General features: G+C 67.2%; 16 protein-coding genes. 11 read left to right on the top strand and 5 right to left on the bottom strand.

Going from position 1 to position 11807, the window contains the following annotated elements:
• Positions 1-642, top strand: a 642-nt coding sequence (gene modB / locus DBR20_RS17060) for a molybdate ABC transporter permease subunit (RefSeq protein ID WP_108267179.1), incomplete at its 5' end; no start/stop codon positions are given.
• A complete protein-coding gene (locus tag DBR20_RS17055) occupies positions 632-1300 on the top strand; it encodes an ATP-binding cassette domain-containing protein (protein WP_108267145.1) in 669 nt (222 codons plus the stop codon). The genes modB and DBR20_RS17055, both read left to right, overlap by 11 nt.
• A 79-nt stretch (positions 1301-1379) precedes the next feature.
• Here DBR20_RS17055 and DBR20_RS17050 read toward each other — a convergent pair whose 3' ends face one another.
• The 5 genes from DBR20_RS17050 to DBR20_RS17030 form a co-directional block, all read right to left on the bottom strand.
• Positions 1380-2915 carry a sulfite reductase flavoprotein subunit alpha gene (locus DBR20_RS17050; RefSeq protein ID WP_108267143.1) on the bottom strand — a complete coding sequence of 512 codons (1536 nt, stop codon included), beginning with the start codon at positions 2913-2915 and terminating at the stop codon, positions 1380-1382.
• Positions 2912-3340 (bottom strand): PAS sensor domain-containing protein, encoded by a 429-nt coding sequence (locus tag DBR20_RS17045; protein WP_005409905.1) that lies wholly within the window; start codon positions 3338-3340, stop codon positions 2912-2914. Before DBR20_RS17045 ends, DBR20_RS17050 begins: the two co-directional genes overlap by 4 nt.
• Before the next feature lie 147 nt (positions 3341-3487).
• Positions 3488-4192: a hypothetical protein gene (locus DBR20_RS17040; RefSeq protein ID WP_108267141.1), complete on the bottom strand. Its 705-nt coding sequence runs from the start codon at positions 4190-4192 to the stop codon at positions 3488-3490.
• 240 nt (positions 4193-4432) lie between these two features.
• Positions 4433-4747: an AzlD family protein gene (locus DBR20_RS17035; RefSeq protein ID WP_108267139.1), complete on the bottom strand. Its 315-nt coding sequence runs from the start codon at positions 4745-4747 to the stop codon at positions 4433-4435.
• A complete protein-coding gene (locus tag DBR20_RS17030) occupies positions 4744-5478 on the bottom strand; it encodes an AzlC family ABC transporter permease (protein ID WP_108267137.1) in 735 nt (244 codons plus the stop codon). The genes DBR20_RS17035 and DBR20_RS17030 overlap by 4 nt, the downstream gene beginning before the upstream one ends.
• A gap of 124 nt (positions 5479-5602) precedes the next feature.
• Between DBR20_RS17030 and DBR20_RS17025 the strand changes: the two genes are divergently transcribed.
• The 9 genes from DBR20_RS17025 to gspL all read left to right on the top strand — a co-directional run.
• Positions 5603-6067 carry an Lrp/AsnC family transcriptional regulator gene (locus DBR20_RS17025; RefSeq protein ID WP_025874361.1) on the top strand — a complete coding sequence of 155 codons (465 nt, stop codon included), beginning with the start codon at positions 5603-5605 and terminating at the stop codon, positions 6065-6067.
• Positions 6068-6216: 149 nt separating this feature from the next.
• Positions 6217-6897 carry an STN domain-containing protein gene (locus DBR20_RS17020; RefSeq protein WP_108267177.1) on the top strand — a complete coding sequence of 227 codons (681 nt, stop codon included), beginning with the start codon at positions 6217-6219 and terminating at the stop codon, positions 6895-6897.
• Between the two features lie 16 nt (positions 6898-6913).
• On the top strand, positions 6914-7444 hold the full coding sequence (locus DBR20_RS17015; RefSeq protein WP_089237960.1) for a sigma-70 family RNA polymerase sigma factor: 531 nt from the start codon (positions 6914-6916) through the stop codon (positions 7442-7444).
• 69 nt (positions 7445-7513) lie between these two features.
• A complete protein-coding gene (locus DBR20_RS17010; protein ID WP_108267135.1) occupies positions 7514-8494 on the top strand; it encodes a DUF4880 domain-containing protein in 981 nt (326 codons plus the stop codon).
• 53 nt (positions 8495-8547) lie between these two features.
• Positions 8548-9099, top strand: a complete 552-nt coding sequence (locus DBR20_RS17005) for a hypothetical protein (RefSeq protein ID WP_108267132.1) — start codon at positions 8548-8550, stop codon at positions 9097-9099.
• A 119-nt stretch (positions 9100-9218) separates the two neighbouring features.
• Positions 9219-9803 carry a hypothetical protein gene (locus DBR20_RS17000; protein ID WP_108267130.1) on the top strand — a complete coding sequence of 195 codons (585 nt, stop codon included), beginning with the start codon at positions 9219-9221 and terminating at the stop codon, positions 9801-9803.
• Positions 9804-9860: 57 nt separating this feature from the next.
• Entirely contained in the window at positions 9861-10298 is a 438-nt protein-coding gene (gene gspG / locus DBR20_RS16995; protein ID WP_099818650.1) for a type II secretion system major pseudopilin GspG, read from the top strand.
• A gap of 54 nt (positions 10299-10352) precedes the next feature.
• Positions 10353-11213 (top strand): type II secretion system minor pseudopilin GspK, encoded by an 861-nt coding sequence (gene gspK, locus DBR20_RS16990; protein ID WP_108267127.1) that lies wholly within the window; start codon positions 10353-10355, stop codon positions 11211-11213.
• Positions 11210-11807, top strand: a 598-nt coding sequence (gene gspL / locus DBR20_RS23405; protein ID WP_258223406.1) for a type II secretion system protein GspL, incomplete at its 3' end; no start/stop codon positions are given. The genes gspK and gspL, both read left to right, overlap by 4 nt.

The raw sequence follows: 11807 nt of genomic DNA, 5'->3' as shown, positions 1-11807 counted from the left end.
GCCGGCTGGGCTACCGCGATCAACCTCGTAGCTGGCGTGGCACTTGGCGCGCTGCTGGCGCGACGACGCTTTCCCGGTCGGGAACTGCTGGATTCGATACTGACCCTGCCGATGGTGCTGCCGCCGACGGTGCTGGGCTACTACCTGCTGGTGCTGATCGGGCGCAATGGCCCGATCGGCGCCTGGCTGCAGTCGTGGTTCGGCATCAATCTGGTATTTACCTGGCAGGCGGCGGTGATCGCTGCTGCGGTAGCGTCACTGCCGTTGGTGTTCAAGCCGGCACGCGCCGCATTCGAAGAAGTGGATGGTCAGTTGGAGCAGGCCGCACGCACGCTGGGTGTGTCCGAAGCCGCGGTGTTCTTCCGCATCACCCTGCCGCTGGCCTGGCGCGGGATTCTGGCCGGCCTGCTGCTGGCGTTCGCAAGGGCGATGGGTGAGTTCGGCGCCACGCTGATGGTGGCCGGCAGCATTCCGGGTCGCACGCAGACCTTGTCGATCGCCATCTATGAAGCCGTGCAGGCGGGGCAGGATGGCAAGGCCAATGCGCTGGTGATCCTGACGTCGGTGGTATGCATCGTGATCCTGCTGCTGGCCGCACGGCTGGTGGGCGGGCGCCACCGGGAGCTGCGCGATGTGGCTTGACCTGCAGGTGCAGCGACGATTGCAGGCATCCGGCCAGACCTTTGAACTGGACGTGGCACTGCAGTGTACGCAGCGGCAGGTGGTGCTGTTCGGGCCCTCGGGCGCCGGCAAGAGCCTGACGCTGAAAGCGGTGGCGGGCCTGTTGCGCCCGGAGCATGGACATGTGCGCCTGCACGGGCAGGCGCTGTTCGATGCAGGTGCTGGGATTGATCTGCCACCGCAGCGTCGTCGCCTGGGATATGTGTTCCAGGATTACGCGCTGTTCCCGCACCTGAGCGTGCGCCAGAACGTGGCGTTCGGGCTGCAGCGGGGCTGGTTGAATCCGCAGCGCAGCACTCGTTTCGATGCAGTGGAGCAGTGGTTGCAGGCGTTCCGTATCGAGCATGTGGCGGATCTGCTGCCGTCACAGGTATCCGGTGGCCAGCGCCAGCGTACCGCGTTGGCGCGTGCGCTGGTGACGCGGCCGCAGGCGCTGTTGCTGGACGAACCGTTCGCAGCGCTCGACCACGACCTGCGCCAGCACCTGCGCCAGGAGCTGGAAGCCGTGCTGGATGAAACCGGTATTCCGCTGCTGCTGATCAGCCACGATCCGCAGGATGTGGCGGTGTTCGGCCAGCAGGTGGCGCGGGTGGTGGACGGGCGCATCGTCGGCGGATGACGCGTGGCGGTAGTGCCGGCTGCTGGCCGGCAGAATGCAGCCGGCCGGCGGCCGGCTCTACCCGGTAGGGAGGCTCCCCTCAATACAGCTCGCAGTGGGTGCGGCCCTCGCCGCGCAGGGCGTCCCAATGGCCCTCGCCGCCAATCGCGTCGATGGCTTCGCGCACCGCGCCTTCCAGGTGGTTCTTGTTGCCACACAGGTAGATGTGGCCGCCACGGGCCAGCACATCCTGCATCTGCGCGGCCTGCTGCTGCAGCACATGCTGCACATAGACCTTCTGCGCGGCATCGCGCGAGAACGCGGTGTGCAGGCCAGCCAGTACGCCACGCGCCTGCCAGTCCTGCAGCTGCTCGCGGTACAGGAAGTCGCGCTCGCGATGCTTCTCGCCGAACACGAGGTGGACCTCGCGTGCATCGCCGGTAGCCTGCAGTTCCTGCATCAGGCCCATCAGCGGCGCGATGCCCGTACCGGTGCCGACCAGCAGCAGGGGCGCGTCGCCGCGGTCGGGCAGGTGGAAGCCCGGATTGGAGCGGCAGTACACGCGGGCGGTGTCGCCGCCGTGCAGCAGGCTGCCGGTGGCGGTGCCGAAGCGTTCGCGACCACGCAGGGTGTAGCGCACTTCGCGCACGCACAGGCTCAGCTGATCATCGTGCGGGTGCGAGGCGATGGAATAGGCACGGGGCAGGCGTGGTGACAGGAGTTCACGCAGGCGGGCCAGCGGCACGCTGTCCGGGGTGGCGTGGTCCTGCAGCACGTCCAGCAGGTCCAGGCCATGCAGGTAGGCATCCAGTTCGCGCTTCTGGCTGATCTTCAGCAGGCCCTTCAGTACTTCGCTGCCGCACAGCTTTCCCAGCTCGCGCAGCACGCCTTTGCTGAGCAGGCGCAGCTCGCGGTCGCGCAGGGCGTCGACGGCGCTGGAATCACCCAACCAGGTGGCCAGTGCCAGCAGCAATGCCGGATCGTTTTCCGGAACCAGATGCAGGGTGTCGCCGGCCCGGTAGACCATGCCGCTGCCGGCGATGTCCAGCTGCAGGTGCCAGGCGGCAGGGTCACCATGGCTCAGGCGTCGCCGTTCGACGACGCGGGCGTTGAAGGCATTGTCTTCACCGTAGGCCGTCACCTGCAGGCGCAGATCCTGGCCCGCAGCCGCATCACCCTCCAGTACCTGACCCAGCACCGGCCGCCACTGCTGGAAGAACTGCTCGTAGCCCAGGTCAGCGTCGACACGGTGCAACAGCGGCTGTGCCTGACGCTCGCTCAGCGCTGCATCCAGCGCCTTGGTGAAACCGCAGAAGCTGGGGTAGCCGGTATCCCCCAGGCCGAACACCGCGTAGCGCAGCCCGGTCAGAGCGGGCGCTTCGCGCAGCGACTCGAAGAAGCTCTCGCCATTGGCCGGCGGCTCGCCGTCGCCGAACGAGCTGGAGATGGCCAGCAGCACATCGCCGTGGCCGAGGCTGGCCACATCGAGGTCATTGAACGGCAGGACCTGCGGCCCATGCGGCTGCAGGTCCGGGTCCGCGCCCAGGCGCTGGGCCAGGGCGCGGGCATTGCCCGACTCGGAGGCGAAACCCACCAGAAGCCGGCTGATGGGCGTGCGTGTGGGAATGGCGTTCACGCAGCCTCGTAGAAGTCGTCGAACTTTTCCTTGCTGAACTCGACCAGGTCGTAGTTCTGCATCAGGTCGTTCACCACGCGGCGAATGCTGATGTACGAGGTGATGTTGCCATCGGCATCGAACAGGGGCTGCACGGTGGTGTCGACCACGTAGAGCACGCCGCCCTTGCCCAGGTTCGGCACGATGCCGGTCCAGGTCTTGCCGGCCTTGATGGTGTCCCACATGTCCTTGTAGACGGCCTTGGGCACGTCCGGATGACGGACGATGCTGTGCGGCTGGCCGATCAGTTCCTCGCGCGCGAACCCGGTGAGCGTGCAGAACAGGTCGTTGGCATAGGTGATGTTGCCCTGCAGGTCGGTGGTGGAGATCACCATCACGTTCTGCATGGCGTTGAGCAGCTGGGCGTTGTCGGGGGTGTAGCTCATCGCAGGTCCTTTGGATGCCGGTGACGCCGGCGTATTGGGTTCCTGCATAGAGATACGCGCCCGTGGCGGTGGACGGATTGATATAGGTCAAGCGTGTGCCGGGAGGGGCCTGCGACCGGCTGTCGCAGGGGGGGCGAAGGGCCGGCGCTAGCGGGCGATGGCGAGGAATCCGATGCTCTGCTGGCAGTGCCGCAGCAGTGCGCGCCCGTCTTCGTCATCGCGTTGCATATGATCCCCGCTGAAGAATGCCTGCAACGACTGGCCGATCGCATTGCCGGCATTTCCAGAGCGGCGTGCAGCCGCCGGCAGCAGGCTGTCAGCGCGGGGATCATGGCGGCCGGGTAGTTGTTCGCGCCGAAGCTCTCCTTCAATCGCCAGCAGCGCACATGCCCCGGCGAGGTACGCCTCCGGCTCACGCCGCGCGCCCCATCGACGCTGGCCGACCATCGCTGTGGCGATATGGTGGAATTCGTGCGCGGTGGTGGAGATAACGCGCGCGCGCAGTGCATCGGCATCGTCGCCGGCGGGAAACCAGAACGCCACCACCAGTTCTGGTCGTGCCGGCCTGGCGGGCTGTTGCCAGATGCCGCCACCGTCGCTGACGATCGTGACCTGATAGCGGACCGGCGTATCGTTCAGGTCTGCGGCGTGGAGCGGTTGCCGCGCCGCGTGGGCGGCGGCAGTGCATAGATTCACGGCCTGGCCAGCGGATAGGCTGGGTTCGACCCAGCGCACCACCACTGCGATTGTTTCCAGTTGGCAAGTATGCGAGCGCGTCGTCTGTTCCGAACTCTCCTGGCCGGGCAACACCGACGCGGTGCCAACGCTCAGCTGGGAGGCGTTGCCGCGCATGAGCGTGGCAAACGCTCCGTCCGTGCCGACACTATCGCGCGGGGGAATATCGAGGGTAGTGCACGCACTGGTGCAGAGCAGTAGCACTGCTGCGCCTGTGGCGTGCCGCAACCAGGATTCCATCTGCAGGAGATCACCCTTCCAAGGCGGTGGATGCATCCTTGCAGACGCGCCGGCGCACGCACAATCAGACGTGTTGCATCTGGAGGCTGACTGTCGGCGCCGGTTGTCCTCTGCCGCTCACCCCATCACATACCGCAGCACCCCCGCCGATACCACGCCGATCAGCACCGTCGGCAGCATCGACAGCCGCGTGGCAGCCAGCAGCGTGATGGCCAGCGCGGCCAGGTCGGCCGGCTTGTCGGCCACGAAATCCGGAGCGATCACCGAGATCAGCACGCAGCCCGGGGCGGCTTCCATCACCGTCACCGCGCGCTTGCTCAGGGTGCGGTTGCGCAGCGCGAGAAAGCCGATGATACGGGTGAGATAGGTGGCGGCGGCCATCAGGAAGATGGTCAGCACCGAGGTCCAGTGGATCAGGCCGTTGAAGATCATGCGTCCTTCTCCGCCAGCAGCCAGGCAGCGGCGAGACCGGCCAGCGCGCCGCTGGCTACGTACCAGGCGCCGGGCACCAGCAGGTAGGTGCCCGCTGCCACCACCAGGCTGACCAGCCATGGCCGGGCGGCGCGCATGCCTTGCCACATGCCACGCAGCAGCACCAGGAACACGGCGGGGAAGGCCATGTCGAAGCCGTAGGCATGGATGTCGCCGAGCAGCGGACCGACGATCGCGCCCAGCGCGGTGCACAGCACCCACACGGTGTACAGGCCGGCCGACACGCCGAGGTAGTAGGCCAGGCTGAAGCCCAGTGCGCGACGGCGCGCATCGGCCACGCCCAGTGCCCAGCTTTCATCGCACATGAAGAACAGCGCCGGCAGCACGCGACGGCGCGGCAGGTGCTGCAGCAACGGTGCCAGGCTGGCGCCCATCAACAGGTGGCGGCTGTTGACCAGCGCGGTGATCGCCACGATCAACGCGATGTGCGGCGGCGAGGTCCAGAGTTCGACCGCGGCGAATTCAGACCCGCCAGCGAAGTTGAGGCCGGTCATCAGCGGCACTTCCAGCGCCGACAGGCCCTTCTGGGCCGCCTGAGCGCCGAGCACCAGGGCAAAGGGAATGAAGCCGATCATCACCGGTACGGCGGCGCGCAGGCCGCGCAGGAACTCGGCGCGTGGTGCGGTGTCGCAGGTGGGATCAGGCAGGGGCAGGGTGGTTCGGGCGTCCATGGATCGACAACGAGTGGGGGTGACCCATGCTAACGGTCCGATCACGAAATCGGGTTGCGTTGATGCCATTGGTTCGGCCGAATGTGCAATAGCATGCGGTGATTCGGCCAGAGAGTGAAATTCCATGCAGTACCAGCTCGACAATCTGGATCGTCGCATCCTGGACGCCCTGCAGCGCGACGGTCGCCTGCAGAACCTTGAGCTTTCCCGCCAGGTGGGGCTCTCGCCGTCGGCCTGCCTGCGCCGGGTTCGCCTGCTGGAAGAGGGCGGTTACATCGATCGCTACGTGGCCCTGCTGAATGCGGCGAGGATCGGACGGGGGTTCACCGTGTTCGTCCGTGTCTGGCTGCGCGGCCAGGACGAAGACACCACCAATCACTTCATCAACAGCATCAAGTCCTTCCCGGAAGTGCTTGAATGCCATCTGATGGCTGGCGACTGTGACTTCCTGCTGCGGGTGGCGGTGGCCGACCTCGACGCGTACCGGCAGTTCCAGATCCAGCACCTGAACCGCATCGCCGGGGTGCAGAACACCAAGACCGAAATCCCCATGCAGCGGATCAAGCAGACCACTGAACTGCCGGTCTGAACTGGCCCGGCGCGTCCCCTGCGCGCCGCCGTCATCGCAATGACACGTGACGCCGCTACGGTGTGACCCGCTTGCCGGCCGTGTGCAGGTCGACCCACCTGGTCGCACCGCGCTCCGCCGCTGCAGCTGATGTCGCTGCCGAGGGTCATGTGTTCTACGTCAGGGGGCTGAATGGACAGCATGCAATCAGACGTTGGAGGGTGGGCGCCGCCGCCGGGTTGCTGTTCGCCTTCGCTGCCGCCGCACAGGACGACATCCGATCCTATGACATTCCCGCGCAACCGCTGGAACAGGCGGTCGAGCGCTTCAGTGTCGTCAGCGGGTGGTCGGTGATGTATCCCGGCGATCTCGGTACCGGCCGCAGCAGCCATCCGCTGCAGGCCAGCCTGCCGCCACTGCAGGCGCTGCAGGTGGTGCTGCAGGACACGGGTGTCGAGGCCGAGCTGATCGGTGCACAACGCGTGGTGCTGCGCCGCGGTGCACACGCAGCCGCCGGATCCTCCTCGACCGATGTGGCCGCCGACCTGGGGCAGCGTCGCCGCTTCGGCGACCTGCAGCAACGGCTGCGCACCGCTTTCTGTGGCGACCCTGACCTGGCGCCGGGTGCCTATGCGGCGACGCTGCGCTTCCGCATTGCCAACGATGGCCAGGTGCAGGAACCCGAACTGCTTGCCGGCAGCGGCAGCGCACGCCGCGATGCGCGCCTTCTGCAGGCGATGCAGGCCCTGCGGCTGGGCGCCGATGCTGCCGCGCTGCCGCAGCCGGTGACCCTGCAGATCCGTCCTTCCAGCGCGGGCCACGACTGTGGCCGGCGCGCGCCCCAACCATGACGTCAAGGAATCGAACATGAGCAACAGCACGGCTGGGGCGGTAGACCTGATGGACCATCTGCTGGGCGCCTACGACGAACTGAAGCGCCGGCTGGTGCGCAAGCTGGGCTCGGAAGAGCTGGCCGGCGACGCGCTGCAGGACACCTGGATGCGCCTGAGCACGCGTCGACACCGCCTGGACCCGGTGCAGAACCCTGCGGCGTATCTGCTGCGCATGGCGATGAACACGGTGATCGACCGCCAGCGCGCCGACCATCGCCTGCTGAGCCTGGAAGAAGTGGATACGTTGATGGACATGGCCGATCCCGGCCCGGGGCCGGCACAGGCGGCCGAGCAGGAAATGGCGCTGGAAGACATGGTCGGCCTGCTGCAGCGGATGCCTGAGCGCCGCCGCCGTATATTGCTGGCGATCCGCGTGGACGGCCTGCAGCAGCGTGATGTGGCCGAGCATCTGGGCGTGTCGCTGCGGCTGGTGCAGCGTGAGCTGAAAGCCGCACAGGATTACCTGGCCGAACGCAGCGGGCAGGGGCGGCAGGTGCGGTTCTGAGGCACGGCATCCGTCTACACTTTGACGCCGAGCAGAACCCCGCAGCGTGCGGGGACGGCAAGAGCCCTCATGGACGCTGACGATCAACCGCACCGCCCGCTCGACGCCGTGGAGCGCCAGGCCCATGCGTGGGTGGTGCGGTTGACCTCGGGCGAGGCCACGGCGGCCGATGGCAGGAAATTCCGCCAATGGTGCGAGGCCGATCCCGGCCATCGGCAGGCCTTTGCCCGCGCGAAGCGGCAATGGGAACAGGTACGCCTGGCCGGTGAGCAGCTGCCTGTCGCCGCACGCCAGCCGCAGGCGGCAACCCCGGTGCAACGCTGGAGCCGGCGCGCATTCCTTGGTGCGGCCGTGGCGGCACCTGCGAGCCTGGTCGTGGTGGCTGCGCTGCACCCGCCGTTGGGCCTGTGGCCTTCGGTGACGGCGATGACGGCCGATTTCCACACCGGTACCGGCGAGCGGCTGCTGATTGCGCCGACGCCGCATCTGAAGATCGAACTGGATACGCAGAGCAGCCTGCGCCGGCGCACTGACGCGCTGGGTGAGGGCTTCGAGCTGGTGCAGGGACAGGCGGCGATCGATGCCGCAGCGGGGACACGCCTGGCACTGTTCGCCGGGCCGGGCTGTCTTGTAGCCGACGAGGGCGCAGCACGCCTGGATGTGCGCAACACCGACGGCCAGGTACGTGTGACCTGCCTGCGCGGCAGCCTTCGCATCGAGCATCCGCAAGGTCGCCTGCAGCTGCAGGCCGGCCAGCAGACGGTGTATGACGAGCGCCTCAGCGGCGTGGTGGCCGAAGCCGTGGCGGCCGAAGTCAGCGCGTGGACCGAAGGCATGCTGGTATTCCGCCGCGCGCCGCTGCGTGAGGTGGTGGCCGAGATCAACCGCTACCGGCGCGGCAAGGTGCTGCTGGGCGAATCGGCACTGGCGCGCGCCCCGGTCAGCGGCCGCTTCCGCATCGATGATCCGGATGCTGCGCTGGAGCAGCTCGGGCAGACGATGTCGCTCGGTCTGCGTCGCTTTCCCGGTGGAATTGCCGTCTTGGGGTAAGACCCTGGCTGCGCGCGGCGCGCACGGCCGCTGCATGCATGGAGAGGCCAAGGATGCGCAACGAGACCATCGGTGTGTTGGATCTGCGCCGTAATCTGTCGGCGCTGCTGGAAACCACCCAGCGGCGGCCGCTGATGGTGCACCGCTACGGCGCGCCGTGGGTATGCGTGGTATCCGACCCGCAGTGGCGACAGCAGGCGGTGCTGCTGGAATTCGAGCCGCAGGACCATCCGTTGGCGATGCTGTTGCGGTTGCAGCGGCAGGTCCTGCCGCTGTCCGAATCGGGGGCGCTGCCTGCAGCTGCATTGGCGCGCGCGCTGCTGTTGATGGCGATGCATGGCATCGAGGGGCTTCCTGCACTTCACGATCACGTGCGCTACCACCGGTTGTGGCACTGGTTCGTGGCCGCCAGCGATGCGCAGATGGAGGGATGGCAGCTGCCGCTGCTGCAGGCGTCGATGGCGGCACTGTTGGATGACCCGGATGCGATGCACGCACTGGCCGCATTCGCACAGCGCAGCGACGTTGCCGTGCTGGCCCGACGCTGTGGCGGCGATGCTCCGCGCCTGGACCTGGAAGCCTGCAGGCGGATGACGTTGCGGTGACATACCCGCGATGCTGCCACGCACTGCTCAACATCGCATTCGTGCTGTCGCTTCGGTTGCCTTGCTGACGTCTTTTGCAGAGTACGACGCTCCCGCGTCGCGGAGCGCAGGCGACGCCGATGAACGACAGTCGCAGGATCAGCATGCTGGAGCTGGATCGCCACCTGAGCCACTCGCTGGAGCAGGCACGGCATGCGCCATTGAATGTGCAGCGCTACGGACAGCCGTGGGTGTGGATGCTGTCCAGCGATGCCTGGGCCGACGCCGCAAGGTGGTCAGCGCTGGATGCCAGCGGGCATCCGTTGATGCTGCTGCGGCAAGCGCTGGACGCGCGCCTGCAGCCGTGGCCGGAATCGGCATTGGCCACGCTTGCACAGGAGTGCGGGGAGATGCGCATGGTGCAGCGTGCGGTGCTGCTGGTCACGCTGCGCGCGCCTGCGAGCGTGCAGCGCCTGCACGACGATCTGCGCTATCACCAGGTGTATCGGCAGTTCATCGGCTTCGACCATGGCATGGCCTGGTCGCCGCTGCAGTGCATGCGCCTGCTGCAGGCGTGCGCCACGCCACTGCTGCAGCGCTGCGTGGACGACACGCTTGCGCGTGTTCCGTCATCGCTGCTGGACGCTGCCTGCGTGGCCAACGCACGCCGCGTGGGTGATCGGCTGCAGGAACAGCGGATTTCCGCAGGATGTTTATCGTACTGACACATGCGCCGCTGACCATGGGGCAGCGGTCTCTTCCAGGATGATGAGGGCGGAACAATGGCAACGCAGATGGGTGGTCGCAGGGCTCGGCAGCAGGGCTTCAGCCTGATCGAGATCATGGTGGTGGTGGTCATCATCGGCATTCTGGCTGCGCTGATCGTGCCCCGGCTGATGGATCGCCCTGATCAGGCCCGCGTGGTGGCGGCACGCCAGGACATCGCCGCGCTGATGCAGGCGATGAAACTGTACCGGCTGGACAATGGTCGTTACCCCAATGCCCAGCAAGGGCTGCAGGCGCTGCTGAAGCCACCGCAGGGCAGTGCTGCGATGCCGGTCACGCCGTATCTCGACCGCCTGCCGGATGACCCGTGGGGGCACCCCTACCAGTACCAGAACCCCGGCACGCATGGCGATATCGACGTGTTCTCATTGGGGGCCGACAGCAAGCCCGGCGGTGAGGCCGGCAACGCGGACATCGGCTCCTGGCAGTTGTGAGGCCAGACAATGGCACGCCGGAAAATTCCAGATTCGTTTGCCCGCCAGCAGGGCATGGCAGTGATCGTGGCGATGCTGGTGGTGGCACTGGTGGCGGTGATCGCCACGGCGCTGCTGACCCGTCAGGCGGCGCAGCTGCGTGCGGTACGCAGCGATCAGCTGCGCATGCAGGTTCGCATGACCGTGGATGCCACCCTGGAGCGCGCGGCGCAGCAATTGCGTGACGACGCGCGCGAGCAGTTGACCACTGTTGGCAGCGGACGCTGGGCGCGTCCGCTGCAGCTGCAGGTGCCACTGCCGGTGCACCTGCAGCTGGTGGACGCGCAGTCGAGGTTCAACCTGCGCACGCTGCTGGCCGACGGTCAACCTGCAGCGGAGGCGCTGCGTGCGTTCACCTCGCTGTGTGCCGGGCAGGGGTTGCCTCGCACCGCCTGTGCCAGTGCCGCAACGCAGATCCAGTCGCGCCTGCGCGATGGCGAGCGCCAGGCGCGCGCTCCGCTGCCGCGCGAGTCGCTGATCGAACAGGTGCTGGCCGGCGCCGATCCGGTGGCGGTACAGGCACTGGCACGGCGCACGGTGGTGCTGCCTGCGCAGACCCTGGTCAACGCCAATACAAGTGATATCGCCGTGCTGCAGGCAATTGCACCCGGGGTGGATGCCGGGCGCCTGCAGGCGCTGCTGGGCGAGCGCGATCGTGGCCACTGGCTGCTCAATCGCGGTGACATCGCCAACCGGCTGCAGCTGAGCAACGAACAGATGGCGCTGATGCCGCTGGGTATCCACAGCGAATGGTTCCTGGCGGTAGGCCAGGTACAGGCAGACGGAGCATCTGTGGATTTCCGCGCACTGATCTGGCGCGAGTACCGCGATGACAGCGTGCGTGTGCAACGGGTATGGACAAGGATCGGTGCATGAGCACGCAACTGAGAATGCGCCTGCCGGCGCTGGATCGATTGGATGGGGACAGCGCGGTGGAGTGGGCGCAGCTGCACAAGGACCGTGTGCTGGCAACGGGCAACGACCGTCTGTCGACGCTGGGCCAGCGCTTTCCGCAGGCGGTGGTGCATGCGAGCCTGGACCCGCAGGACCTGATCCTGCTGGAGCTGCAGCTGCCGCCGCTGTCCGGGCGACGCCTGCAGGCGGCCCTGCAGGGCGAAGTGGAAGCGATGCTGCTGGATGATCTGCAGGAGGTAGCGCTGGGCCATGGCACGCAGGCAGCCGATGGCATGGTGTCGGTGGCGTGGCTTGGCCTGCAGGCGATTGCGCGGGTACAACAGCAGTTGCAGGACTGTGGGCTGCAGTTGCAGGCGCTGCATCCGACGCCCTTGCTGCTGCCGTGGTCGGCCGGGCAGGCCACCTTGCAGGTGTGTGGCGAGCATGTACTGGTTCGCTGCGGCCGTGATCGTGGCTTCGTGCAGTGGTGCAGTGGGCGCGACCTGGCTTCGGTGATGCAGATGCTTGCCGTGCGGTTGCAGCAGGCCGGGGTGCAGGCGGTTCAGTGGATCGATG

The sequence above is a fragment of the Stenotrophomonas sp. HMWF023 genome (assembly GCF_003060985.1).
Classification (GTDB): domain Bacteria; phylum Pseudomonadota; class Gammaproteobacteria; order Xanthomonadales; family Xanthomonadaceae; genus Stenotrophomonas; species Stenotrophomonas lactitubi.
The sequence above is the reverse complement of the archived record's forward strand: the minus strand, read 5'-3'. Positions and strand labels throughout refer to the sequence as shown.